Origin of the sequence: Kitasatospora sp. NPDC092948, from assembly GCF_044754805.1 — a bacterium.
In the GTDB taxonomy this organism is placed as follows: domain Bacteria; phylum Actinomycetota; class Actinomycetes; order Streptomycetales; family Streptomycetaceae; genus Kitasatospora.
This window is the reverse complement of sequence record NZ_JBIVPU010000002.1, coordinates 183,340-207,813: the sequence shown is the minus strand read 5'-3', so window position 1 is coordinate 207,813 and position 24,474 is coordinate 183,340. Positions and strand designations below refer to the sequence as shown.

21 protein-coding genes are annotated in these 24,474 nt (G+C 73.8%); 18 read left to right on the top strand and 3 right to left on the bottom strand.

Annotated elements, in window-relative coordinates:
* Nucleotides 1–123: 123 nt before the first annotated feature.
* From glmM to ACIQF6_RS05490, 11 genes are all read left to right on the top strand, one after another.
* The gene (glmM, locus tag ACIQF6_RS05540) at nucleotides 124–1,488 is read left to right on the top strand and encodes a phosphoglucosamine mutase (RefSeq protein ID WP_400890479.1); all 1,365 of its coding nucleotides are present in this window, start codon (nucleotides 124–126) and stop codon (nucleotides 1,486–1,488) included.
* A 281-nt stretch (nucleotides 1,489–1,769) separates the two neighbouring features.
* Nucleotides 1,770–2,795, top strand: a complete 1,026-nt coding sequence (locus ACIQF6_RS05535; RefSeq protein ID WP_400890477.1) for a LamG domain-containing protein — start codon at nucleotides 1,770–1,772, stop codon at nucleotides 2,793–2,795.
* Between the two features lie 226 nt (nucleotides 2,796–3,021).
* Nucleotides 3,022–3,834: a glycosyltransferase family 2 protein gene (locus ACIQF6_RS05530; protein ID WP_400890475.1), complete on the top strand. Its 813-nt coding sequence runs from the start codon at nucleotides 3,022–3,024 to the stop codon at nucleotides 3,832–3,834.
* Nucleotides 3,831–4,322, top strand: coding sequence for a hypothetical protein (locus ACIQF6_RS05525; protein WP_400890473.1), 492 nt, complete (start codon nucleotides 3,831–3,833; stop codon nucleotides 4,320–4,322). The genes ACIQF6_RS05530 and ACIQF6_RS05525 overlap by 4 nt, the downstream gene beginning before the upstream one ends.
* A 34-nt stretch (nucleotides 4,323–4,356) precedes the next feature.
* The gene (locus tag ACIQF6_RS05520) at nucleotides 4,357–5,463 is read left to right on the top strand and encodes a glycosyltransferase family 4 protein (RefSeq protein WP_400890471.1); all 1,107 of its coding nucleotides are present in this window, start codon (nucleotides 4,357–4,359) and stop codon (nucleotides 5,461–5,463) included.
* Nucleotides 5,460–7,799, top strand: coding sequence for a hypothetical protein (locus ACIQF6_RS05515; RefSeq protein WP_400890469.1), 2,340 nt, complete (start codon nucleotides 5,460–5,462; stop codon nucleotides 7,797–7,799). The genes ACIQF6_RS05520 and ACIQF6_RS05515 overlap by 4 nt, the downstream gene beginning before the upstream one ends.
* Entirely contained in the window at nucleotides 7,796–8,953 is a 1,158-nt protein-coding gene (locus tag ACIQF6_RS05510; protein WP_400890467.1) for a glycosyltransferase family 4 protein, read from the top strand. Before ACIQF6_RS05515 ends, ACIQF6_RS05510 begins: the two co-directional genes overlap by 4 nt.
* 114 nt (nucleotides 8,954–9,067) lie before the next feature.
* On the top strand, nucleotides 9,068–10,333 hold the full coding sequence (locus ACIQF6_RS05505; protein WP_400890465.1) for a lipopolysaccharide biosynthesis protein: 1,266 nt from the start codon (nucleotides 9,068–9,070) through the stop codon (nucleotides 10,331–10,333).
* Nucleotides 10,330–11,490, top strand: a complete 1,161-nt coding sequence (locus ACIQF6_RS05500) for a glycosyltransferase family 4 protein (protein WP_400890463.1) — start codon at nucleotides 10,330–10,332, stop codon at nucleotides 11,488–11,490. Before ACIQF6_RS05505 ends, ACIQF6_RS05500 begins: the two co-directional genes overlap by 4 nt.
* A complete protein-coding gene (locus ACIQF6_RS05495; RefSeq protein WP_400890461.1) occupies nucleotides 11,487–12,758 on the top strand; it encodes a polysaccharide pyruvyl transferase family protein in 1,272 nt (423 codons plus the stop codon). The genes ACIQF6_RS05500 and ACIQF6_RS05495 overlap by 4 nt, the downstream gene beginning before the upstream one ends.
* A complete protein-coding gene (locus tag ACIQF6_RS05490; protein ID WP_400890459.1) occupies nucleotides 12,755–13,903 on the top strand; it encodes a glycosyltransferase family 4 protein in 1,149 nt (382 codons plus the stop codon). Before ACIQF6_RS05495 ends, ACIQF6_RS05490 begins: the two co-directional genes overlap by 4 nt.
* 34 nt (nucleotides 13,904–13,937) lie before the next feature.
* On the opposite strand, the gene ACIQF6_RS05485 is transcribed toward ACIQF6_RS05490, so the two are convergent.
* Both ACIQF6_RS05485 and coaA read right to left on the bottom strand, forming a co-directional pair.
* Nucleotides 13,938–15,167 carry a cellulase family glycosylhydrolase gene (locus ACIQF6_RS05485; protein WP_400890457.1) on the bottom strand — a complete coding sequence of 410 codons (1,230 nt, stop codon included), beginning with the start codon at nucleotides 15,165–15,167 and terminating at the stop codon, nucleotides 13,938–13,940.
* An 81-nt stretch (nucleotides 15,168–15,248) separates the two neighbouring features.
* On the bottom strand, nucleotides 15,249–16,241 hold the full coding sequence (gene coaA / locus ACIQF6_RS05480; protein WP_400890455.1) for a type I pantothenate kinase: 993 nt from the start codon (nucleotides 16,239–16,241) through the stop codon (nucleotides 15,249–15,251).
* A 99-nt stretch (nucleotides 16,242–16,340) separates the two neighbouring features.
* On the opposite strand from coaA, the gene glmS reads away from it, so the two are divergent.
* The 7 genes from glmS (at nucleotide 16,341) to ACIQF6_RS05445 (ending at nucleotide 23,869) form a co-directional block, all read left to right on the top strand.
* On the top strand, nucleotides 16,341–18,197 hold the full coding sequence (glmS, locus tag ACIQF6_RS05475; RefSeq protein WP_400890453.1) for a glutamine--fructose-6-phosphate transaminase (isomerizing): 1,857 nt from the start codon (nucleotides 16,341–16,343) through the stop codon (nucleotides 18,195–18,197).
* Nucleotides 18,198–18,253: 56 nt separating this feature from the next.
* The gene (locus tag ACIQF6_RS05470) at nucleotides 18,254–18,622 is read left to right on the top strand and encodes a holo-ACP synthase (RefSeq protein ID WP_400890452.1); all 369 of its coding nucleotides are present in this window, start codon (nucleotides 18,254–18,256) and stop codon (nucleotides 18,620–18,622) included.
* A gap of 127 nt (nucleotides 18,623–18,749) precedes the next feature.
* Nucleotides 18,750–20,189, top strand: coding sequence for an NAD(P)H-hydrate dehydratase (locus ACIQF6_RS05465; protein WP_400890451.1), 1,440 nt, complete (start codon nucleotides 18,750–18,752; stop codon nucleotides 20,187–20,189).
* A 301-nt stretch (nucleotides 20,190–20,490) separates the two neighbouring features.
* Complete coding sequence (gene alr / locus ACIQF6_RS05460; RefSeq protein WP_400890449.1) at nucleotides 20,491–21,672, top strand: alanine racemase; 1,182 nt, start codon at nucleotides 20,491–20,493, stop codon at nucleotides 21,670–21,672.
* Nucleotides 21,673–21,786: 114 nt separating this feature from the next.
* The gene (locus ACIQF6_RS05455; protein WP_400890447.1) at nucleotides 21,787–22,953 is read left to right on the top strand and encodes an alpha/beta fold hydrolase; all 1,167 of its coding nucleotides are present in this window, start codon (nucleotides 21,787–21,789) and stop codon (nucleotides 22,951–22,953) included.
* A 61-nt stretch (nucleotides 22,954–23,014) separates the two neighbouring features.
* Nucleotides 23,015–23,557, top strand: coding sequence for a tRNA (adenosine(37)-N6)-threonylcarbamoyltransferase complex ATPase subunit type 1 TsaE (tsaE, locus tag ACIQF6_RS05450; protein ID WP_400890445.1), 543 nt, complete (start codon nucleotides 23,015–23,017; stop codon nucleotides 23,555–23,557).
* Between the two features lie 102 nt (nucleotides 23,558–23,659).
* Nucleotides 23,660–23,869: a hypothetical protein gene (locus ACIQF6_RS05445; protein ID WP_400890443.1), complete on the top strand. Its 210-nt coding sequence runs from the start codon at nucleotides 23,660–23,662 to the stop codon at nucleotides 23,867–23,869.
* A gap of 24 nt (nucleotides 23,870–23,893) precedes the next feature.
* Here the strand turns inward: ACIQF6_RS05445 and ACIQF6_RS05440 are convergent, their stop codons facing one another.
* Entirely contained in the window at nucleotides 23,894–24,469 is a 576-nt protein-coding gene (locus tag ACIQF6_RS05440; protein WP_400890441.1) for a L,D-transpeptidase, read from the bottom strand.
* Nucleotides 24,470–24,474: the final 5 nt, after the last annotated feature.

Genomic DNA, 24,474 nt, shown 5'->3' with positions numbered 1-24,474 from the left:
TGCGATCCTCGCCCCGGAGCACACTGTGCTCCGGGGCGTTGTGCCTCCCGGATTCGTGCGGGGTCCGCGGGGGTTGGTACCAACCGAGCCGACAGGCGCTGACAGGACGGGACGAACGCGAACATGGCACGACTCTTCGGTACGGACGGGGTACGCGGGGTGGCCAACGTGGGCCTGACCGCGGAGCTGGCGCTGGGCCTCTCCGTGGCCGCCGCCCATGTGCTCGGGGACGCGAACGCGTTCGAGGGGCACCGGCCGGTCGCCGTGGTCGGCCGTGACCCCCGCGCGTCCGGAGAGTTCCTGGAGGCCGCGGTGATCGCCGGCCTGGCCAGCGCCGGCGTGGACGTGCTGCGGGTCGGCGTGCTGCCCACCCCGGCGGTGGCGTACCTGACCGGCGCGCTCGGCGCGGACTTCGGCGTGATGCTGTCCGCCAGTCACAACGCGATGCCCGACAACGGCATCAAGTTCCTCGCCCGCGGCGGCCACAAGCTGGACGACGCGATCGAGGACGCGATCGAGGCGCACTACCGGCGCTACGGCGTCGGCGACGAGACCTGGGAGCGGCCGACCGGCGCCGCCGTGGGCCGGGTCCGCCAGTACAACGAGGGCTTCGACCGGTACGTGGCGCACCTGGTCGCGGTGCTGCCGAACCGGCTGGACGGCGTGAAGGTCGTCATCGACGGCGCGCACGGCGCGGCCGCCCGGGTCGCCCCGGAGGCGTTCGCCCGGGCCGGCGCCGAGGTGGTGTACACCCTGGGCACCGAGCCGACCGGCCTGAACATCAACGACGGCGTCGGCTCCACCCACCTGGACAAGCTGCGCGTCGCGATGAAGGAGCACCAGGCCGACCTGGGCATCGCCCTGGACGGCGACGCGGACCGCTGCCTGGCCGCCGACGCCGAGGGCAACGAGGTCGACGGCGACCAGATCCTGGCGATCCTCGCGGTCGCCATGAAGGAAGCGGGGACGCTGCGCCGCAACACCGCGGTGGCCACCGTGATGTCCAACCTGGGCTTCAAGCTGGCCATGGAGCGCGAGGGCATCGAGCTGGTGCAGACCGCGGTCGGCGACCGGTACGTGCTGGAGGAGATGAAGCAGCACGGCTACGCGCTCGGCGGCGAGCAGTCCGGCCACGTGATCCTGCTCGACCACGCCACCACCGGCGACGGCACCCTGACCGGCCTGATGCTCGGCGCCCGCCTGGCCGCCACCAAGCAGCCGCTGGCCGACCTCGCCACCGTGATGACCCGGCTGCCGCAGGTGCTGATCAACGTCAAGGGCGTCGACAAGGACCGGGTCGAGTCGTGCCTCGAACTGCAGGCCGCGGTCGCCGAGGCGGTGGCCGAACTCGGCACCACCGGACGCGTGCTGCTGCGCAAGTCGGGCACCGAGCCGCTGGTCCGGGTGATGGTCGAGGCGGTCGGGCAGGAGCAGGCGCTGTCGGTCTGCGAGCGCCTTGCCGAATCGGTTCGCCTGCACCTGGGCTGAGCGCCGGAGCTGACGCACCGTCGAATGGCGGTGCGTCAGATCGCGGTAAAGGTGCGGAAAGGTTTCGATGAAGGGCTTCCGAGGATTTTTCCAGGGATCCGGCCTTCGAGTGAAGAACCCGATGTTCTAGCATCCGGTCTATGACTGACGGCACCCACCAGCCGGGCGGGCCGGCCGCCCCGGGCCCCGGCCCGAATCCAGCACCCGCCGGACCGCCCCAAGAAGGCCCGCCGGGCGGGCAGTTCGGCGCTTTCGAGTTCCCCCGGACAGATGTCCCCCCGATGGGTGGCGCACCGCAGCCCGACGGTTACGGGTACCCGCACGCGGCGGTTCCGCCGCCGGCCTACGGCTACCCGCAGGGTTCGTACGGGCAGCAGGTCCCGTACGGGCCGCCCGCGTTCCCCGCCCAGCAGCAGAGCCCCACGGGGCCCGACTGGGAGGCCCTGGCCGACGAGGCGGCGTCCTCCATCAAGCGGCGCCGACGCATGTGGACGATCGGCATCGTGGTGGTCGCCTGCCTGCTCGGCGCGGGTCTCGGCGTGGTGATCGTCAACAACCGGGACGGGAAGCCGCAGGTGTCCCCCACCGCCTCCGGTTCGCCGGGCGGCACTGCCGGCCCCTCGGGCAGCGCCGTGCCGGGCAACGCGCCGACGGTGCCGGGCCAGCCGAACCTGATCGCCGACCACTCCGGCCAGGCCAACCTCGCGGTCAGCCCGGACGCGCAGGTCAGCCAGGTGCAGAACGGCTACGTGCTGCGGCTGCGGGCCAACCCCAACTCGTACGCGCAGTCCACCGAGCCGGTGATCGACGTGACGAAGAGCTTCACCGTCTCGGCCTGGGTCTACAACGAGGCCGGCGGCGTCTCCCGGGCCGCGGTCAGCCAGGGCGACGGCGTGTCGTACTCCTTCCTGCTCGGGCGCGACGACACCAATGGCCACAAGGCCTGGGTGTTCAAGGTGCAGACCGCCGACGGCGGCGCCGACGGCACGGCCGTGCAGGTGCTCTCCGACAGCGCCAACACGGTGAACGAGTGGGCCCAGCTGACGGCGGTGTACGACTCCGAGCAGAAGACCATCGAGCTGTTCGTGAACGGCAGGCTGGCGGGCAGCGCCAGTGTGCCGGGCATCTGGGCCGGGCCCGGCCCGCTGCAGATCGGTCGGACCAGGCTGCACGGTCAGTGGGGCAACTTCTGGGCCGGCGTGATCGGTCACGTCCGGGTCTGGAACCAGGCGGTTCCGGTGGATCAGATCAAGGGCGACGGCTCGTCCATCACCGCCAAGCCGGTCGCGTCCTGGTTGGTCGGCTGAGCAGCGGGCGGCCGGCGACCCGCCGGCCGCCCGCCCGCCGCACCGTGGTAACAGCCAGGCGGTTGAAGCTTTCTGACGCGACAACGGTATTCTGTCGTCGTTTCAGGCCACGGGGGGTGTCCGCGTCCCCGGCCACGTCTGGAGGCAGCTGGCCCGGGAGAGGTCGCCTGGCCTTCGTTCGGAGCCGCGTCGCAGGTGACGCGACGTCAACACAGGGGGCTAACCGGTGGGCACGCTGTCGATTGTCATTCCCGCCCTCAACGAGGCGGAGAACCTGCCGGCGGTGATGGCCTCCATCCCCGTGGCGGAGCTCGCCGCCGACGGATGGAAGACCGAGGTGGTGGTGGTCGACAACGCCTCCGTCGACGGCACCGCGGAGGTGGCCCGCACGCTCGGCGCGCGCGTCGTCTCGCAGCCGCAGCGCGGCTACGGCAACGCCTACCAGGCGGGCTTCGACGCGGCCGACGGCGACGTGATCGCCACCGGCGACGCGGACTGCACCTACCCGTTCGACGCGCTGCCGGACCTGCTGCGCACCATGCGGGAGCGCGACGTCGAGTTCATCACCACGAATCGCCTGCTGCGGCGCAACCGCAGCGCGATGAAGCCCTCGCACTTCGCCGCCAACCACGCGCTCAGCGCGCTCAGCCGGACCCTGTTCCGCAACGGCCTGCGGGACTCGCAGTCCGGGATGTGGATCTTCCGGCGGTACGTCTGGCACGGCGTCGACGTCCGCTCGGGCGGCATGGCCTTCTCGCAGGAGATCAAGAACGCCACCACCCGCGCCGGGTTCCGCTTCCTCGAAGTGCCGATCGACTACCGCGAGCGCGGCGGCGAGGTGAAGCTGCGGGCCCTGCCCGACGGCATGGGCAACCTGCGCCAGCTGTTCCGGCACCGCTTCCGGCGCACCGTCCCCAGGCAGTCGCCGGACCAGCTGCGGGCCGACAAGCAGCCCCAGAACCAGCTGCGGGCCGAGTCGGCCGGCCGGCCCCAGGACTACACCGACGGCTTCCGGTCCGGACGGTACGAGGCGGTATGAGCGCCGTCGTGGAGGACACCGGCCCCCGTGAAGGGACCCGTCGGCGCGGTCGCCCGGGCCGTTCGGCGCGCACCCTGTTCGCGGGGATCGCCGCCGCGACGGTCCTGGTGGCTGCCGTCGCCGTCGCGGCCGTCCCCTCGCTCCGGGAGCAGATCGGGCTGTCCTTCACCCGGCGCCCGGCCGCGTTCACCGAGCTGTACTTCACCGCCGATCCGAGCATCGACGGCGCCACCGTCACCCTGCCGATGGCCCTCAACGCCCACGGCACCGGCGTGAAGTCGTACCAGCTGAAGGTCACGCTGCGGGCGGCCGACGGCACCGTGGTGGCGGACACCGTGCTCACCGTCCAGCCCCGGGACGGCACCGCCGTGCCGGCCCGCGCCGAACTCCGGACGACGAAAGAAGTGACACTGGCCGAGGCCGAGTTGGTCGGCCACCCGCAGACCCTGCGCTTCCGCTTCGGCAAGTCGAAGCATGCCAATCCCTGAGGGCACCGCACCACGCCCCTGCCCTGGAAGTCCGATGAGCACGATTCTGCAGGTCACCCCTTACTATCCACCGCACCTGGGCGGGCTGGAACGAGTCGTGGAACAGCTCGCGCAGCGGCTCGCCGCCCGCCACGACGTCCGGGTCGTGACCACCGTGCTCGGCGCGGGCGACGAGCCCCGCCGCCAGGCCGAGGGCCGACTCGCCGTTCGGCGGCACCGGGCGGTCGAACTCGCCCACACCGCGCTGGCTCCCGGCCTGCCGCTGGCCCTGCTGCGGGCCCCGCGCGGCGCACTCGCCCACGTGCACTGCGCGCACGCGCTGATCCCCGAGACGGTCGCGCTGGTGGCCGCGCTGCGCCGGCAGCCCTTCGTGCTGCACTTCCACCTGGACGTGGACGCCTCCGGGCCGCTGGGCCGACTGCTGCGCCCGTACAAGCGCCACGTGTTCGCCCGGGTGATGCGCGCCGCGGCCGCGGTGATCGTGCTCACCGAGGCGCAGCGGGAATTCGTCCGCACCGCCTACCGGGTGCCGGACGGGCGGATCCACGTGATTCCCAACGGGGTCGCCGAACGCTGGTTCCGTCCGACGGCGGCGCCCCGCCCGGACGGGCCGCTGCGGGTGCTGTTCGTCGGCCGGCTGAACGTGCAGAAGCGGGCGGACCGGCTGCTGGAAGCCGTCGCGCTGACCCGCGAACCCGTCCAGGTGCGGCTCGCCGGGGACGGCGAGCTGCGCGCCGAACTCACCGCCCGGGCCGCGGCGCTCGGGCTGCGGGACGTCGAGTTCACGGGTGCGCTGGACGCCGAGCGGCTGAGCGACGCGCACGGCTGGGCGGACGTCTTCGTGCTGCCCTCCGACAAGGAAGGCATGCCGCTCGCCGCGTTGGAGGCCATGGCCGCCGCCCTCCCGGTGATCGCCACCGACGTGCCGGGCAACCGCGAACTGGTCGACGGGACCGGCCTGCTGGTCGACCCCGAACCGGCCGCGCTGGCCGCCGCCCTGGACCGGGTGGCCGCCGACCGGCAGTTGCGCGCCGAGCTCGCCGCGCGCAGCGCGCGCACCGCCGCCGGGCACACCTGGGAGAGCGTCACCGCGCGGGTGGAAGAGGTCTACGCGTCGGTACGCGCCGGGAGCGGACGGTGAACGGGCACGCCGTCGCGGAGCGATGGGCGCGCAGGCCGGCTCAGCTGCGCGGCCGGCTCGCGGTGCTGGCGGGCGTCGGCCTGGCCACCGTGCCGGTGATGCACGACTTCCTGCCCGGTTCGCTGCGTTCCCTGGCCGGCCTGTGGCTGCTGTTCGTCGCCCCGGTGCTGATCTGGCGGGGCACCGCGTCCCGGGCGGTCAGCACCCGGGACGGCGCGCTGATGCTGGCCGTCGGCTTCACCGTCCTCACCGACCTGCTGACCGCGCTGGCCGTGAACACCCTGCTGCCGCTGCTCGGCGAGCCGCATCCGCTGACCCGGCAGTGGCTGACCCTGGCCACGGCGACGGTGCTGCTCACCCTGGGCGTCCTGCTGCCGGAGGAGGACCGGCCGGACGTTCCGCGCCGGCGCGGCCCCCTTCCCGGCCGGCTGCCGGTGCTCTGTGTGGGCGGCCTGGCCCTGGTGCTGTCGGTGGCCGGCCCGATTCGGCTCAACAACGGCCTGTCGGGCAAGGTCAGCGTGGTGGCGCTGCTGGTCGTCGCGGCCCTGCTGGTGATGCTGGTGGTGCGTCGGCGCCGCTGGCCGACCGGGGTGGTGGAACTCGGCCTGTACCTCGGATCGGCCTCGCTGCTGCTGCTGAACTCACTGCGCGGCTGGTACATCACGGGCCACGACGTGCAGCGCGAGTACGAGTTCTTCCGGCTCGCGCTGGGCGGTTCGCTGTGGTCGATAAACACCTACCCGGACGCGTACAACGCCTGCCTGAGCATCGTGCTGCTGCCGGTGAGCGTGGTCCGGATGACCACCATGCCGGACATCTACGTCTTCAAGGCGCTGCTGCCGCTGCTGTTCGCGCTGACCCCGGTGCTGGTGTACCGGACGGTGCGCAACACCGCGCCGCAGCTGGTGTCGCTGCTGTCCGCGGTGTACTTCCTGGTCTTCCCGACCTTCCTCAACGACATGACCTCGCTGGGCCGGCAGGAGATCGCGTTCCTGCTGCTGGGCTGCGCCATGGTGGTGCTCACCGACCGCGGGCGGCCGCTGGCCCGGCGGCGGCTGGTGTTCCAGGTGCTGCTGGGCGGCGTGGTGCTCTCGCACTACGCGACCATCTACGTGGTGGTGGTGGTGCTCGCGATCGCCGCCGCGACCGACCTGCTGTCGCGGCTGGTGACCCGGCGCGGCCGGGCCCGCACCCGGCGGCGCAGCCGCGGCCAGGCCCAGGAGTGGACCTTCATCACCTGGTGGATGGTGCTGGTCCCGGCCCTCCTCGCCCTGGTGTGGGCCGGGCCGGTCACCCACACCGGGGGGCAGCTGCGCAGCACGCTGTCGGCGGTGGCGCACTCCGTGCTGCACCAGGGCGGCGGCCAGGGCGGCTCCTCCGACACCTCGTACAGCGTGTTCGGCGGTGCTTCGATGACCCCGGAGCAGCGGCTGGCCGCGTACCGCGAGGAGAGCCTGCAGAAGACCGAGCAGGACCGGGCCGAGGGCGTCTACCTGCCGCTGAGGACCGTCAACGCCTACCCGACGAAGCTGATCGAGCAGCGCGACATGCCGCTGACCTCGGCCGGGCAGGCGCTGCGCTCCGTAGGGGTCGACGTGTCCGGGCTGAACAAGCTGCTGCGGCTGATCGCCGCGAACTGGTTCCAGCTGCTGCTGGTGGTGGGCGGGCTGGTGGCCTGGTACGCGCGCAAGAGGCGGGTGTTCCGGCCGCAGCGCGACCAGGCGGTGCTGGCGATCGGCGCGGTGGCGATGCTCGCGGTGCTCACGGTGGTGCCGCAGCTGTCGGTCGACTACGGCGTGCTGCGGGCCTTCCAGCAGGGCCTGTTCTTCTTCGCCCCGTTCCTGGCCGCGGGTACCGTCTGGCTGGCCCGGCTGGCCGGGCGGCGCGCGGTGCCGGTGGTGTGCGCGCTGGTCGCGGCGCTGCTGCTGGATCTGTCCGGCGTGGTGCCGCAGACCCTCGGCGGCTACCCGGCGCAGCTGCAGCTCAACAACGCGGGCCAGTACTACGACATCTACTACCCGACCACGGAGGAGCGGCTCGCCGCCTACTGGCTGGACCAGCAGACCGCCGCACAGCGGCCGAGGCCGGTCGTCCAGTCCGAGGGCTTCACCTACCGCCGGGTGCGGACGCTGCTCAACGGCCCGGCGACGGGCAGCGTCTTCCCGACCGTCATCGGGACGAACAACTACGTGCTCCAGGGCACGACCACGACCCGCACCGGTGACGTGACCTTCTCCTACCAGGGCGACCTGATCACCTACCACTACCCGACCGACCTGCTGGAGACCACGAAGAACGAGATCTACAGCAGCGAAGGGGCGAGGATCTTCCGATGAGCACCTCCGATCGTCCGCTGCGCGTCCTGCTGGTCAGCCACTACTACCCGCCGCACCTCGGCGGGGTGGAGAACGTCGTCCGGCAGGAGGCCGTGCGACTGGCCGCGAGCGGGGTCGACGTCACCGTCCTGACCAGCGCCGAGCGTTCCGCCGTCCGGCACGAGGAAGGCGTGCGGGTGGTGCGGGTCGCGGCGTGGAACGGCGCGGAGCGCGCGGGGGTGCCCTTCCCGGTGCTCTCCCCGGCCGCCGTGCCGGCCGCGCTGCGCTGGGCCCGCTGGGCGGACGTCGTCCATGTGCACGACTGCCTCTACCTGACCTCGTGGGTGGCAGGGCTGGCCGCCGCGCTGACCCGGACCCCGCACCTGCTCACCCAGCACGTGGGCCTGGTCGCCCATCCCTCGGCGGTGGTGCGCGGCGTGCAGCGGGTGGTCTACGCGGTGGCCGGCCGGGGCCTGCTGCGCCGGGCCAGGAGCGTGTTCACCCTGAACGCCACGGTCGCCGCGTTCGTGCGGCGCTACGGCGCGCGGCCGGACCGGGCCCGGCACCTGCCCAACGGCGTGGACGCGGAGCTGTTCCGGCCGGCCGGAACGGCGGCGGAGCGGGCGACCGCGCGCCGGCGCTTCGGCCTGCCCGAGGACCGCCCGCTGGTGCTGTTCGCCGGGCGCCTGGTGCCGAAGAAGGGCTTCGACCTGCTGCTGGCGGCCCACCGGCCGGCCGACGGCTTCGACCTGGTGTTCGCCGGCGACGGAGACACGGCCGGGCTGCCCGGACAGCCGGGCGTCCACCACGTGGGCGCGCTGTCGCCGGAGGAGCTCGCCGAGCTGTACCGGGCCTGCGACGTGTTCGCCCTGCCGTCCACGGCGGAGGGCTTCCCGCTGACCGTCCAGGAGGCGATGGCCTCCGGCCTCCCGGTGGTCACCACCGACGACCCCGGCTACGCGCCGTACCGCCTGGACCGCTCGATGGTGCGGCTGGTGCCCCGGAACGCCGACGACCTGCGGGCCGCCCTGGTCGAGCTGACCGGGGACCCCGTCCGGCGCGCCGGAATGGCCGACTACTCCCGCCGCTACGCGACCGCCGAGTTCGCCTGGGAGGAACACGTGCGGTCGCTGGTCCTCCACTACCGCGACGCCTCGGGTGCGGTGCCGAGATGAGCCGGGTGACCGCGCGTGCCTAGGCATGGCCGCCCGGCGGGTGCGACCCGCGAGCCCCGGCCGGTGCGCCCGCCCGGGGACGGCCGCCGGCGACACGCGCGCAAGACGGACCAGGTGTACCGCAGCTCGTTCTTCGTGCTGTCCGCCACGGCCACCACGGCGGCGCTCGGATTCCTGTTCTGGGTGGTGGTCGCCCGGTACTACAGCCCCTCCCAGGTCGGCCTGGCGACCTCGCTGATCTCGGCCACCACGCTGATCTCCTACCTGAGCATGTTCGGCCTGAACAGCACGCTGATCCGGTTCCCGGCGGAGGGGTCCGCGCGCAATGGACAACTGACGCTGAGCCTGAGCCTGGTCGCCGGGATCTCCTGCCTGGTGGCGGCCGCCTACCTGCTCGGACTCCCGCTGTACGGGCAGAAGCTGACGTTCGTCCGGGACAACCCCGTCGCGGTCGTCGCGTTCGTCGTGTTCTGCGCGTGCGCCTCCGTCAACCAGTTGACCAAGTCGGTGTTCGTCGGCGGGCGGATGCCGCAGACCAACATCCTGGTCGACGGGCTGCTGCAGGGGGTGGCCAAGCTGGCCCTGCCGGTCGCCCTGGTCGGGTTCGGGACGTTCGGCGTGGTCGGGGCCACCGGCGGCGGCTACGTGGTCGCCGCGCTCGCGGCGGTCGTCGTGATGCACCGCAGGCTGGGCTTCCGTCCGGACTTCCGGACCGGCGGCACCCGGCTGCGCGAGAACTTCCGGTTCTCGATGGCCAGTTACACCTCCAGCCTGCTCAACCTGGTGCCGCAGCTGGTGATCCCGCTGATCGTGCTGCACCACCTCGGCGCGGCGGCGGCCGGCTACTACTACGTGGCGTTCCAGATCGCGAGCCTGCTCAACGCGGTGTCCTTCTCGGTCGGGGAGGCGCTGTTCGCCGAGGCCTCGAACGACCCCGACCGGTTCTTCGTCCTGCTACGCCGGACCGCGGTGGTGATCGCCGCCGTCCAGGCGCCGGCCGCGATCGTCGTGGCGCTGGGCAGCGGGCCGCTGCTGAAGGTGTTCGGCGCCGGGTACGCGGGCCAGGCCAGGCCGCTGCTGGTGGCGTACGCGATCGGCGCGCTGGCCGTCGCCCTGAACACCTGGGTGGCGTTCGCGCTCAAGCTGACCGGGCAACTGCGCAACCTGGTGATCGGCAACCTGGTGTACGTGGCCGTGACCGTCGGGATGGCGCTGCGCACCGCGCCCCGCGGCCTGGTCTGGCTGGGCTGGAGCTGGGGCGCCGGCAACCTCGCGGCCGGCCTGGTCGGCCTGGTCGGACTGTTCTGGTGGCGGCACCGCCAACGCAACCCGAGGCCGGCCGCCGGGCCCGCCCCCGTGGCCCTGGAGGGCGCCCAGTGAGAGTGCTGCAGATCGTCAACATCGGCTTCGAGGCCGGCGGGGCGGAGAAGAGCGTCCGGCTGATCGCCGAGGGGCTCGAAGCCCGCGGGCACCGGGTGCGGGTGGTGGCGACCGACCTGCTCGCGGACGGCCGCGAGGTGTTCGCCGACGACCTGGTCCCGGCGATCTCGGGCGGCCCGGCCGCCCGGCTGCGCCGCAAGTTCTGGTACCGGGGGGCGTACGACGCGGTCCGCCGGGTGGTCGCCGACTTCCGGCCGGACGTGGTGCACCTGCACACCATCGGCGAGTTCAGCCCGTCGGTGCTCTCGGCGACCCGGGGGATCCCCAGGCTGCTGACCGTGCACGGACCGGAGGACTGGACGGTCGGGCTGCTGCGCTGGAACCTGCCGAGCGCCGCCGCCGGCGGCCGGCTGTCCGCCGTCGACACCGCCCGCTACCTGTACCTGCGCCTGCTGCAGCGGCCCGCCTACCTGCCGCGGATCCGCGCCGTCGACCGGGTGCTGGCACCCAGCCGCCACTTCGGCGACGTCGTCCGGCGCGACGTCGGCCGGGTGCCCGTGCACGTGGTGCCCAACGGCATCCCCCGGCAGGCCGCCGCCGCGCCCCTGACGGACACCGGGCGGCTGCTCTTCGTCGGCAGGCTGGAACAGGTCAAGGGCGTTCACCTCCTGCTGGACGCCTTCCGGCAGGTCGTCGCACGGCACCCCGACGCGCGGCTGACCGTGGTGGGCGACGGCGGGGACCGGACCCGGCTGGAGGCGGCGGCGGCCGATCTGACCGCCGCCGGGCAGGTCGACTTCCGCGGCTGGCTGGCGCCGGAAGGGGTGCGCGACTGCCTGCGCTCGGCCTCGGTCGTGGTGCTGCCCTCGCTGTGGCCGGAGAACTTCCCCACCGTGGCGCTGGAGGCCCTGCAGATGGGCCGCCCGCTGGTCGCGGCCCGGGTGGGCGGACTGCCGGAACTGGTCGGCCCGGACAACGGCCTGCTGGTCCCCGCCGGGGACCGGGCGGCGCTGGCCGACGCGCTGACCGGACTCCTCGGGGACCGGGAGCGACTCGCCGCGCTCGGCGCGGGTTCGGCGGCCCGGGCGGAGCGCTACGGCGTCGAGGAGTTCCTGGACGCCCTCGAACACCACTACCGAGAGGTCCTCGCACAGTGAAGGTCGTCGTCGTCAATGCGTTCGCGCGGGGGAACCGGGGCGACGCCGCCCTGCTCAGCGTGGCGCTCCAACAGGTGGCGCAGGCCTACCCCGGTGCACAGGTCCGGATCGCCGGCTTCGAGCACCCGGACGAATGGCCCGACTTCGACGGCGTGCCGAACCTGGGCTCGATCCGCCGGTACGTCGGCGACGAACAGGCCGGCCGACTGGCCCGCCCGGCCCGCAAGCTCCTCGCCCTGCTCCTGGCCGGGCTCGCGGCGCTGCCGGGCGGCGGCCGGGCGGTCCGGCTGCTGCTCCCGCTGCTGCCCGCCGAGATGCGGGCCGAGACCCGCGCGCTCGCCGAGGCCGACCTGGTCCTCTCGCTGGGCGGCGGCTACCTCAACGGCAAGGCGGACTTCGCCTCCGACCTGTCGATCGGCTTCCTGCTGCTGCCGCTCTGGCTCGCCCAGCGCTTCGGCGTGCCGGTGGTGCTCGCACCGCAGTCCTACGGCCCGTTCCCGACCCGGACCCAGGCCGCGCTGATGCGCAAGGTGGTCGGCGCGAGCCGCCGGGTGGTGGCCCGCGAGGAGATCAGCGTGGCCCGGCTGGCCGAGGCCGGAGTGCCGGACGCCAACCTGGTCCGCGGTGTGGACTCGGCATTCGCCTTCACCGGCCTGTCCCGCCGCGCCTGGCGGCAGGAGCTGGCCGTCCCCGCCGACGCCGAGCTGGTGCTGGTCACCGCCCGCCGTTTCCTCGACCCCGAGGCGCAGGACCGGTACGAGGCGGCGATGGCCGGCGCCGTCCGCCACCTGCTCGCCCGGGGCTGCCACGTGGTGCTCGTCCCCCAGGTCACCTGCACCTTCCAGGCCGACGACGACCGGATCGTCAACCGGCGGATCGCCGCGCTCCTGGACAGCCCCCGGCTCCACCTGCTGGACGACGCGTCCATCGACCACCACGACATCTTCGCGCTGTACGGCGCCGCCGACTTCATCCTCGGCACCCGCTTCCACTCGGTGATCTTCGGCCTGGTCTCCGGTGTGCCGTGCGCCGCCGTCGAGTACGACCACAAGACCCGCGGGATCATGGCCGACCTCGGGCTGGAGCACTGGGTGGTGCGGATGACCGAAGCCACCACCGGGTCGCTGGTGGACCTGGTCGACCGGCTGCTCGCGGAGGGCGGGCCGTACCGCGCCCACCTCGGGGCCGTGCTGCCGGCGTACTCGAAGCGCGCCGCCGCCTTCGTCGAGCAGCTGCGCGCCGACGTGCCGGGGGAGGTCCGCCGGTGAGCCCGCGCACTGTCGCCGTGGTCACGCCCTACTACCCGCCCAAGGTCGGCGGAGTGGAGCACTACGCGGCCCGGGTGGCCCGCGCGGTGGCCGACGACCCGGCGTTCCGGGCGGTGGTGATCACCAGCGGTACGGGCCTGCGCACCACCGTCACCGAGGAGGAGGGGGTGCAGGTGGTGCGGCTCGGCACCTGGCTGAAGCTCTCCAACACTCCGCTCAGCCCGCTGTGGCCGCTGCAGCTGCGCCGCTGGCTGCGCCGGACCGGCGCGCAGGTGGTCAACGCGCACGCCCCGGTGCCGGGCCTCGGTGACCTGGCGGTGTTGTCGGCGGGCCGCCGTCCGACGGTGCTGACGTACCACGCCGGGTCGATGCACAAGGGCGAACCCGGCAGCGGCCTCGCGGACCGGCTGATCGGCTCCTACGAGCGGCACGTGCTGCCACGGGTGTTCGCCCGGGCCCGGACGCTGGTCGCGGTGTCGCCGGTGTCGCTGGCCGAGGGCCGCCCGCACGCGGTGCGGATCACCCCGGGCGTCGACCCGGAGCGCTTCACCCCGGGCGCGGCGCCGTCCACCCGCCCGCGCACCGTGCTGTACGTCGGCCGGATGGACCGCAGTTCGGCCTGGAAGGGCGTGGACGTGCTGCTGCGGGCCTTCGCCGAACTGCCCGACGGGACTGCGAGCGGCCCGGTGCGGCTGCGCCTGGTCGGCGGCGGCGACGCGCTGCCCGACCACCTGGCGCTGGCCGCCGAACTGGGCGTCGCCGACCGGGTGGAGGCCACCGGCGAGCTGACCGGCGACCGGCTGGTGGAGGCGGTGCGCACCGCCGCGGCGGTGGTGCTGCCTTCCCGCACCGAGGCGGAGTCGTTCGGGATGGCGCTGGTCGAGGCGATGGCCTGCGGCACTCCGGTGGTGGGCTCCGCGGTCGGCGGCATCCCGTACCTGGTGGAGGACGGCGTCTGCGGGCTGCTGGTCCCGCCGGGCGACCCGGCGGCGCTCGCGGTGGCCGTGCGGCGGGTGCTGGTGGACGGTGCGCTGGCCGATCGGCTGGGAGCGGAGGGCCGCCGCCGGGCCGAACGCGACTACGCCTGGGACGCTCTGATGTCCCGTTACCTCGAACTGTTCGCCGCGGGCCCGGAGGCTCCCTGAACCCGGGGAGCCGCCGGGCGTCACTGAGGCCGGGTCAGTGGCCCGGGCTCGCGCTGCTGCCTGCCGCCGCCAGCTTGTCGCGGTAGGCGGCCACCGCCGCGCCGAACGCCGCGAGGGCGGGCTTGGGGGTGCCGTCGTAGCGCCGCAGCCCGTAGAACATCGAGCGGTGCGCCTTGTCCTTGTCGGTGCCGGAGTCCTGGTCGGAGTACCAGAACACGGCGGCCACGTGCGGGTTGGCGGCCGAGGCCGGGATGGTGTCGGTGGCGATGGCGGCCTGCAGGTCCTCAGTGACGTGGGTGGCGTTCGCCGGGGTGGTCTTCCCGTCACTGGCCTGCCCGGGCCCGTTGGTGGCGGCGCCGGTCTCGGTCAGCCAGATCGGCAGGTTCGGGGTGCCGTAGCGCTCCAGGATGCCAACCAGGTTGTCGTGGGTGGAGCTGATGCCCTCGAACGCGGTGCCGAAGTCGGTCTTCTCGCTCGGCAGGTGCGGGTAGGTGTACGGGTGGTAGGCGATCGCGTCCACCACCTTGTTGGCGCCGAGCTCGCAGACCGCGTTGAGGAAGTCGAACTGCGAGACGTAGCCGTCGCTCTGGGCGGTCGCCACCGCGGCGAGCCCGCCCAGCATCACGTACGCCTGCTTGTCGGCGGCGCGCAGCGAGGCGGCGGTGGACTTCAGCAGGGTGGTGTACGCGGCCGGGTCGGGCTTGGGCGCCCAGAACGGCAGGTTCGGCTCGTTCCAGATCTCCCAGGTGTGCACGCCCATGGGCGCGTACCGTTCGGCGGCCTTCTGGGCGAACGCCGCGAACGCCTCGGGGTGGGCCGGTGCGCACGACGGGTCGCCGCCGCAGCCGGAGCGACGGGCCCACTTCGGGGTGTAGCCGATGGTCGCGAGCACCTCCAGGTGGCGGTCCTGGGCGGCCTTGGCGATCCGGTCGAAGCGCTGCCACTCGTAGTTCTTCGCGCTGTCCGGCTGGATGTTGTTCCAGGACAGGTCCACCCGGATCCAGCGGGCCTTGCTGTTCACCGCGTCGTCCAGGCCGATGGCGAGCTCGGTGTCGGACACCCAGGTCAGCCGGTCGCCGTAGGCGATGCCGATGTTCAGCTCGCGCGGCCCGGAGGCGCTCGCGGACGGCGTGGCCGGCCCGCCCGACCCGGAGGCCGGTGCGGCGGGCGGCGTGTCGACGGCCAGCAGCGTGGCGATGAGCGAGACAACGAACGCGCCGAGCGCGATGATCAGCCGCTGGCGCTTCCCCGAGTGCGTCATCATGCGCGCCAGCCTAGGCCAGCGTCCTTCGATGGTGTCCGGAGGGTTCGGGAAACGGTCGCCGGAAGTGTTTTTGAAAGACAGTCAGAGCTTGCGCAGCAGCGCCCGGCGGACCTTGTGGTCGCCGCCCTTCTGCAGGATCAGGGTGGCCCGGCCGCGGGTGGGCAGGACGTTCTCCAGCAGGTTCGGTCGGTTGATGGTGCGCCAGACCTGGCGGCCGTAGTCCATGGCCTCCTCCTCGGGCACCTCGGTGAAGCGCCGGAAGTAGGAGTTCGGGTCCTGGAAGGCGGTCTCGCGCAGCTTGCGGAACCGGTCCAGGTACCAGGCCTCGATGTCGTCGGTGCGGGCGTCGACGTAGATCGAGAAGTCGAAGTAGTCGGCTACCGCCATCCTGGTCCGCCCGTCGGTGCCGGGCAGGGCCGGCTGGAGGACGTTCAGGCCCTCCACGATCAGGATGTCCGGGCGCTCCACCACCAGTTGCCGGTCCGGCACGATGTCGTAGACCAGGTGCGAGTACACGGGCGCGGTGACCCGGTCCTTGCCGGCCTTCACGTCCGCGACGAAGCGCATCAGCGCCCGCCGGTCGTACGACTCCGGGAAGCCCTTGCGGGCCATCAGGCCGCGTCGGCGCAGCTCCGCGTTGGGCAGCAGGAAGCCGTCGGTGGTGACCAGCTCGACCCGGGGGTGCTCGGGCCAGCGGGCGAGCAGGGCCTTCAGCAGGCGGGCCGTGGTCGACTTGCCGACCGCCACCGAGCCGGCGACGCCGATGATGAACGGGGTGCGGACCCGCTCGGTGTCGGGGGTGTCCAGGAACGTGCCGAGCGCGCCGCGCAGTTCGTGCGTGGCGTGGATGTACAGGTTCAGCAGGCGCGACAGCGGCAGGTACACGTCGCGGACCTCGTCCAGGTCCAGCGCGGTGCCGAGGCCGCGCAGGCGCTCGACCTCGTCGGCGGTGAGCGGCAGCGGGGTGCGCTCGCGCAGCGCGCTCCACTCGGCGCGGTCCAGATCCACGTACGGGGAGGGGGTGGGCGCGGTGGGTACGCCCCTCGTACAGAGTTCGGTCAGCACAGGGTCCATTGTGAGCCGTGTCCGGGCCGCCGGGTGTTGTGGTGTCGGTCACCCGGTGTGGCCATCCGGCCCGACCGGGTTCGAACACCGACACCTATGCTGGCGCATATGTGCGGAATTGTTGGATACACGGGCCCTCAGCAGGCCCTCGACGTAGTGATCGCAGGTCTGCGGCGGCTGGAGTACCGGGGCTACGACTCGGCCGGCGTCGCGGTGCAGACCGAAGGAGCCGACGGGCAGCGGCTCCTGGCAACCGACAAGCGGGCCGGAAAGCTCGTCAACCTGGAGAAGTCGCTGGCCGAAACCCCTCTGCCGGCCGGCACCACGGGCATCGGCCACACCCGGTGGGCCACCCACGGCGCGCCCAACGACGCCAACGCCCACCCCCACCTGGACGACCACCGCAAGGTCGCCGTCGTCCACAACGGCATCATCGAGAACTTCGCCGTCCTGCGCGCCGAGCTCGCCGACCGCGGCCACACCCTGCGCTCCGAGACCGACACCGAGGTGGTCGCCCACCTGCTGGCCGAGGCCTACGACGGCGACCTCGCCGAGGCCATGCGCATCGTCTGCCGACAGCTGGACGGCGCGTTCACCCTGGTCGCCGTGCACGCCGACGCCCCCGACGTGGTGGTCGGCGCCCGCCGCAACTCGCCGCTGGTGGTCGGCGTCGGCGACGGCGAGAACTTCCTCGCCTCGGACGTCGCCGCGTTCATCGCGCACACCCGTGAGGCGATCGAGCTCGGCCAGGACCAGGTCGTCGAACTGCGCCCCGGCGGCGTCACGGTGACCAACTTCGACGGCACCCCCGCCGAGGTCCGCGAGTACCACGTCGACTGGGACGCCTCGGCCGCCGAGAAGGGCGGCTACGACTACTTCATGCTCAAGGAGATCGCCGAGCAGCCCAAGGCCGTCGCCGACACGCTGCTCGGCCGGATCGGCGCCGACGGCCGGCTCACCCTCGACGAGCTGCGCATCCCCGACCAGGTGCTGCGCGAGGTCGACAAGGTGGTGATCGTCGCCTGCGGCACCGCGTTCCACGCCGGCATGATCGCCAAGTACGCGATCGAGCACTGGACCCGCATCCCGTGCGAGGTCGAGGTGGCCAGCGAGTTCCGCTACCGCGACCCGATCATGGACGACCGCACCCTGGTCATCGCCATCTCGCAGTCCGGCGAGACCATGGACACCCTGATGGCGCTGCGGCACGCCCGGGAGCAGGGCGCGAAGGTTCTGGCGATCTGCAACACCAACGGCTCGACCATCCCGCGCGAGTCCGACGCGGTGCTGTACACCCACGCCGGCCCCGAGGTCGCGGTCGCCTCCACCAAGGCGTTCCTGACCCAGCTGGTCGCCTGCTACCTGGTCGCCCTCTACCTGGGCCAGGTGCGCGGCACCAAGTGGGGCGACGAGATCTCCTCCGTCATCCGCGAACTCGGCGACGCCCCCCGGCAGGTCGAGCAGGTGCTCGGCACCATGGAGCCGGTCCGCGCGCTCGCCCGCTCGCTGGCCGACGCCCCCGCCGTGCTCTTCCTCGGCCGGCACGTCGGCCACCCGGTGGCCCTCGAAGGCGCGCTCAAGCTCAAGGAGCTCGCCTACATGCACGCCGAGGGCTTCGCCGCCGGCGAGCTCAAGCACGGCCCGATCGCGCTGATCGAGGAGGGCCTGCCGGTGGTCGTGGTGGTGCCCTCGCCGCGCGGCCGCTCCGTGCTGCACGACAAGATCGTCTCCAACATCCAGGAGATTCGGGCCCGCGGTGCGAAGACCATCGTGATCGCCGAGGAGGGCGACGAGGCCGTCGTCCCCTACGCCGACCACCTGATCCGCATCCCGGCCACCCCGACCCTGCTCCAGCCGCTGGTGTCCACCGTCCCGCTCCAGGTGTTCGCCTGCGAGCTGGCCACCGCCAAGGGCCACGAGGTCGACCAGCCCCGCAACCTGGCCAAGTCCGTCACGGTCGAGTAGCCCGCGTATCGTCCATGCCTGCGCGGCACCGCGCAGGCATGGACGGAGGAACAGGCGTGATCATCGGGGTCGGCATCGACGTGGCGGACATCGGACGGTTCGGGGAGTCCCTGGAACGCACCCCCGGGCTCGCCGAACGCCTCTTCACCCCGGACGAGTTGACCCTCCCGTCCGGACAACGCCGGGGCACCGCCTCGCTCGCCGCCCGGTTCGCCGCGAAAGAGGCGCTCGCCAAGGCCCTCGGCGCACCCCCCGGCCTGCGCTGGATCGACGCCGAAGTCCGCGTCGAGGAATCCGGCCGCCCCGTCCTCCACGTCACCGGCACCGTCGAAGCCCGCGCCGCCACCCTCGGGGTGACGGGCTGGCACGTGTCGCTCAGCCACGATGCGGGCGTGGCGTCGGCGGTGGTGATCGCCGAAGGGTGAGGGGGAGGGGCGAGTGGGTGCGAAAACAGGGGCGCGGGGAACTGCGCGAGGCGGAAGACCCACGTCGGCGAGATCGCGCCGCGCACAATGACTTGCACGTGTTCGCGCCCCTCCGAAGGAGCCCCGCATGCGTCACGCCCACCACGTGGAGCAGGTCCGCGCCGCCGAAGCCACCCTCATGGCCGCCCTCCCCGACGGCACCCTCATGCAGCGCGCCGCAGCCGGCCTCGCCGCGACCTGCGCCGGACTGCTGCCCCGGGTCCACGGCAGCCGCGTCCTGGTGCTGGCCGGCTCCGGCGACAACGGCGGCGACGCGCTGTACGCCGCCGCCCGGCTCGCCCGCCGCGGGGCCCGCGCCGAAGCCCTGCTGCTGGACCCCGCCAAGGCGCACGCCGACGGCCTCGCCGCGCTGCGCGCCGCCGGCGGCCGGGTCACCGACGACGCCGGCGCGTTCGGCCGCGCCGACCTGGTGCTGGACGGCATCGTCGGCATCGGCGGCCGCGGCCCGCTGCGCCCCGCCGCCGCCCCCTTTGCGACCATGGCGCGCCGCGGCCCGGTGGTCGCCGTCGACGTGCCGTCCGGCGTCGACCCCGACACCGGCGAGGTGACCGGCCCCGCGCTGCGTGCCGACGTCACCGTCTGCTTCGGCACCCACAAGCCCGGCCTGCTGGTCGACCCCGGCGCGGGCCACGCGGGCGTGGTGCACCTGGTGGAGATCGGACTCGACCTGCCGCCCGCCTCCGTCGAGGCCCTCCAGCACGCCGACGTGGCCGCGCTGCTGCCCGTCCCCGACACGGAGAGCGACAAGTACCGGCGCGGCGTCGTCGGGATCGCCGCCGGCTCCGCCCGCTACCCGGGCGCGGCGCTGCTCGCCGTCGCCGGGGCGCTGCGCGGTGGCGCGGGCGCGGTGCGCTACACCGGGCACGCCGCGACGGAGGTGGTCCGCCGGCACCCGGAGACGCTGGTCACCGACGCCGGCCCGGCCCGGGCGGGGCGGGTCCAGGCCTGGGTGGTCGGCCCGGGCGGCGGCGACGGCGCCGAGAGCGCCCTGCGGGAGGCCCTCGACACCGAGGTGCCGGTGCTCGCCGACGCCGACGCGCTCACCGAACTCGCCCGCCTCGGCCCCGGCCTGCTCGCCGACCGGCCCGCCCCCACGCTGCTCACCCCGCACGCCGGCGAGGCCGCCCGACTGCTGGCCGGCGTCGGCGAACACACCGGCGCCGAGACCGTCGCCGCCCGCCGCCTGTGGGCCGCGAGGCTGATCGCCGCCCGCTACGGCGCGACGGTGCTGCTCAAGGGCTCCACGACCGTGGTCGCGGACCCGGGCGGGACCGTCCGGGTGAACGCGACCGGCACGTCCTGGCTCGGCACCGCCGGCAGCGGCGACGTCCTGTCGGGGCTGGCCGGCTCGCTGCTCGCCACCGGCCTGTCCCCGCTCGACGCGGCCTCGGTGGCGGCCTACCTGCACGGCCTGGCCGGACGCCACGCCGCCGGCGCGGGCTCGCCGATCACCGCGACGGAGATCGCGGGGGCGCTGGGGCCGGTCTGGCGGTCACTGACGGGGTGACGGCGCCGCGCGGGGCCCGCCCGCCGGGGCGCGCGCCCGTCCAACCGGCTGTCGGCGGCGCGATCCCGCCGTCGGCGTGTCTCCCGCGTCACCCCCGGTTCCGCACCCGCCCCGCGCCCCTGTTCCCGCACCCGCCGGCCTCCCGGGTTCCGCGCCCGCCCGCCCGTCCCGGAACCGGAACGCGCCCGGCCGCGTGGAGACAGCGGAAGGGAAAGGGCGTACGGGTGGACGGGTGACAGCAGTCCCGGTCGGCCGCGCCCCTGATGGGGGGACCGGCGGGGGTCTGGGAGACTGATACGCGATGACGACTGCGAACACCACCGGGACACCCGCACTGACCGAAGGGGTGCGCGCCGAGGCGACGATCGACCTGGCCGCCCTGCGCGACAACCTGGCCGCCCTGCGCGCCCGTACCAACGGTCCCGAGCTGATGGCCGTGGTCAAGGCCGACGCCTACGGCCACGGTGCGCTCCAGTGCGCCCGGGAGGCGATCGCCGGCGGGGCCGGCTGGCTCGGCACCGCCACCCCGCAGGAGGCGCTGGCCCTGCGGGCCGCGGGCATCGCCCCCGAGCAGGCCCGGATCCTGTGCTGGCTGTGGACGCCCGGCGGCCCCTGGGAGCAGGCGCTGCGCGCGTCCGTCGACATCTCGATCAGCGGCCAGTGGGCGCTGGACGAACTCCTCGCCGCCGTCCGCGCCACCGGCATCCCGGCCCGGATCCACCTCAAGGCCGACACCGGCCTCGGCCGCAACGGCTGCCAGCCGCACGACTGGCCCGACCTGGTCGACAACGCCGCCAAGGCACAGGCCGACGGGATGCTGCGGGTGGTCGGCGTCTGGTCGCACTTCGCCGCCGCCGACGAGCCCGGCCACCCCTCCATCCAGGCCCAGCTGGACTCCTTCGCCCAGGCCCTGGCGTTCGCCGAGCGGGCCGGCCTCGACCCCGAGGTGCGGCACCTGGCGAACTCCCCGGCCACCCTGCTGCTCCCGCAGTCGCACTACGACCTGGTCCGCCCCGGCCTCGCCATGTACGGCCTGTCGCCGGTGCCCGACTTCGGCACGCCCGCCGACTACGGCCTGCGGCCGGTCATGTCGCTGACGGCCCGGCTCGCCCTGGTCAAGCGCGTCCCCGGCGGCCACGGCGTCTCCTACGGCCACCACTACGTGACGCCCGGGCCCACCACGCTCGGACTGATCCCGCTCGGCTACGCGGACGGCATCCCGCGGCACGCCAGCAACACCGGGCCGGTGCAGATCGGCTCCGGCCGCTACCGGGTGGCCGGCCGGGTCGCGATGGACCAGTTCGTGGTCGACCTCGGCGGGGACGCGCCCCCGGTCGGCGAAGAGGCCCTGCTGTTCGGCGCCGGCGACCGGGGCGAGCCCACGGCGGAGGACTGGGCGCTGGCCTGCGGGACGATCGCGTACGAGATCATCACGCGGATCGGGGGGCGGGTGCCCCGGAGGTACGTGGGAGGGATTCAGTAGTGGCTGTCATCGCCGGGGCGCGTCCACGTTCGACCGGCTGTCCGGGCCGCGATCCTTCCGACAGGTGCCTTCCGCCTCGCGCGGTTCTTCGCGCCCCCGGGTCCGCACTCGCACATGGCTGAGTCGTCGGGGGTCTCGCGGGCCGGGCTGATCGGGATATCGCTCGGCGTGCTCGCCGCCGGCGCCGCCGCAGGCGTCGCGGTCGAGCGGATGACGGTCGGGCGGGCGATGCGCAGGCGGGCGCGGGAGGAACTGGACGCGGCGGCGCCGTTCGGGTCGCTGCGCGGGGCGCCGCGGCGGGTGCGCGCGGACGACGGCACCGAGCTGTACGTGGAGGTGGACGCCGCCGACGGGCCCGGGCCGACGGTGGTGTTCTGCCACGGCTACTGCCTGCAGCAGGACAGCTGGCACTTTCAGCGGGCGGCGCTGCGCGGTGCGCTGCGCACCGTGTTCTGGGACCAGCGCAGTCACGGCCGCTCGGAGCGCTCGCGGTCGTACCTGAAGGGGGAGCCCGCCTCGATCGACCAGCTCGGCGGCGATCTGCGGGCGGTGCTGGACGCGGTGGCGCCGGACGGGCCGATCGTGCTGGTCGGGCACTCGATGGGCGGGATGACGGTGCTGGCGCTGGCCGCCCAGCATCCCGAGCTGTTCGGGCCGGACGGCCGGGTGGCCGGGGTGGCGCTGATCGACACGCTGGCCGGCGGCTGGGACTCGGTGACGCTGGGCCTGCCCGCGGCCGGGGCGAAGATGGTGAAACGGGTCGCGCCCGGCGTGGTGCGGCTGCTGGGGCGGCAGGTCGAGCTGGTGGAGGCGACCCGGCGCTGGGGGTCGGACCTGGTGGCGGTGTTCTACCGGCGGTTCTCGTTCGGCGGCGAGAACGTCGACCCGGCGGTGGTGCGGTTCGCCGAGCAGCTGCTGGACGCCACCCCGATCGACGTGGTCGCCGAGTTCTACCCGGCGTTCTCGCTGCACGACAAGCAGGCCGCGCTGGCCGCGCTGGACGGCGTGCCCAGCCTGGTGCTGGCCGGGGCCAAGGACCTGCTGACCCCGCCCGAGTACTCCGAGGCGATCGCCGCCGCGCTGCCCGGCTCCCGGCTGGTGCTGGTGGAGGACGCCGGCCACCTGGTGATGCTGGAGCGCCCCGAACTGGTGGACCGGGAGCTGGTCGCCCTGCTGGAGCGGGCCGCCGAGCGGGCCGGCACCGGTCCGCTGCCGGCCGCGCTGCGCGGCGTCGACGGCGGGGTCGAAGGGGAGCCGGACGGCGGGCGGCCGGAGGGCTGAGCGGGCGTCCGTGCGCGGTGTGGCACCGTAGGGGTGGCCGCATCGAACGAAGAAGGACGCCATGGGTTCGCAGACCACTCTGACCGTCGCCACCGCGGAGCGGATGACCGGCCTCGGCCGGCGGATCGCCGCCCTGCTGCGCCCGGGCGACCTGGTGCTGCTGTCGGGGGAGCTGGGCGCGGGCAAGACCACGCTGACCCGCGGCCTGGGGGAGGGGCTCGGGGTGCGCGGCGCGGTCACCTCGCCGACCTTCGTGATCGCCCGGGTGCACCCGTCGCTGATCGGCGGCCCGGCGCTGGTGCACGTGGACGCGTACCGGCTGGGCGGCGGCCTGGACGAGATGGAGGACCTCGACCTGGACGTCTCGCTGCCCGAGTCGGTGATCGTCGTCGAGTGGGGCGAGGGCAAGGTCGAGCAGCTCTCCGAGGACCGGCTGGAGGTCCGGATCGAGCGGACGCTCGGCGGCGCGGAGGCGGACCTCGTGCTGGGCCCCTCCTGCCCGGCGGCGGGCAAGGAGGGAGAGGCGGACGGGCGGCGGGTCACCGTGACGGGGCTGGGCGGTCGCTGGGACGACGTGGACCTCACCGTATTGGGTGACAACTGAGCCGGGTTTCCGACACCGTGTCGGGAAACTGTTGCGGCGCGGCCGGTGGGCGTGATGGGATGGCGTCAGCAGGTTAGGTGTGCCTAACTAGGGAGGCGCCCCATGGCGAGCACCACCCCCCGGGCCGACGCCCGTCCCGAGCCGGCCGACGCCCCCGTCGAGGCGTCGTGCGCCGAGGCCGAGCAGCCGCGCACCGATGTCGAGCAGTCGCGCACCGACGCGGCGGAGAACCCGGTGCCGATGCGGGCGCTGCTGGCCGCCTGCCGGGCCGCGAAGGCGGTCTCCACCCCGCCGGAGCGCCACGCCGCGTAGCGCGCCGCCCCGGCGGTCGGGCGGTCAGGCGACCACGACCACCCGGGTACCGTTCGGTGCGAAGTCCCACAGCGTCTGCCCGTCGGTGCGGGACGCCCGGATGCCGCCGGTCTTGGTCTTCGGGTCCATCGACGGCGCGGCGGCGTTCTCGTCCACCAGCGCGCTGAAGCCGAAGACCGTGCCCTGCTGCTGGGTGAAGCGCACCACGTGCTCGATCTGCCGGCCGTCGGTGCCGGTGCCCGCCGCGGTGCGGCTGTAGACCGTGTACGCGCCCGGGTTCGGCAGCGCGCTGCCCGGCGCCACCTTGAACGAGGCGACCACCTGTTCGGTCTTCTTCGGGTCGACCAGCCACACCTGGCGGTCCTTCAACGAGAACACCACCCGCAGGCCCGCCCCGGAGTCCGCCGGCAGCGGGGGAGCGGCCGGCTTCTCGCTCGCCGCGGGCGAGGCGGACGTCGGCGCGGACGCGCCCGCCGACGCCGGGCCGGCCGCGACCGCGCGGGACGCGGCGCCGTTCGCCTGGAACGCCAGCAGCCCGATCACCGCCATGGCGCTCAGGGTCAGTCCGCCGACCACCGCACCAGGACCCAGCTTCGCCACGTCAA

Coding starts and splice junctions, on each gene's coding strand:
- glmS (WP_400890453.1), top strand. CDS start 16,341: ATGTGCGGAATTGTTGGATACACGGGCCCTCAGCAGGCCCTCGACGTA.
- ACIQF6_RS05535 (WP_400890477.1), top strand. CDS start 1,770: ATGGGTGGCGCACCGCAGCCCGACGGTTACGGGTACCCGCACGCGGCG.
- ACIQF6_RS05445 (WP_400890443.1), top strand. CDS start 23,660: ATGGCGAGCACCACCCCCCGGGCCGACGCCCGTCCCGAGCCGGCCGAC.
- ACIQF6_RS05520 (WP_400890471.1), top strand. CDS start 4,357: ATGAGCACGATTCTGCAGGTCACCCCTTACTATCCACCGCACCTGGGC.
- ACIQF6_RS05485 (WP_400890457.1), bottom strand. CDS start 15,167: ATGATGACGCACTCGGGGAAGCGCCAGCGGCTGATCATCGCGCTCGGC.
- tsaE (WP_400890445.1), top strand. CDS start 23,015: ATGGGTTCGCAGACCACTCTGACCGTCGCCACCGCGGAGCGGATGACC.
- ACIQF6_RS05465 (WP_400890451.1), top strand. CDS start 18,750: ATGCGTCACGCCCACCACGTGGAGCAGGTCCGCGCCGCCGAAGCCACC.
- coaA (WP_400890455.1), bottom strand. CDS start 16,241: ATGGACCCTGTGCTGACCGAACTCTGTACGAGGGGCGTACCCACCGCG.
- ACIQF6_RS05455 (WP_400890447.1), top strand. CDS start 21,787: ATGGCTGAGTCGTCGGGGGTCTCGCGGGCCGGGCTGATCGGGATATCG.
- ACIQF6_RS05510 (WP_400890467.1), top strand. CDS start 7,796: ATGAGCACCTCCGATCGTCCGCTGCGCGTCCTGCTGGTCAGCCACTAC.
- alr (WP_400890449.1), top strand. CDS start 20,491: ATGACGACTGCGAACACCACCGGGACACCCGCACTGACCGAAGGGGTG.
- ACIQF6_RS05525 (WP_400890473.1), top strand. CDS start 3,831: ATGAGCGCCGTCGTGGAGGACACCGGCCCCCGTGAAGGGACCCGTCGG.
- glmM (WP_400890479.1), top strand. CDS start 124: ATGGCACGACTCTTCGGTACGGACGGGGTACGCGGGGTGGCCAACGTG.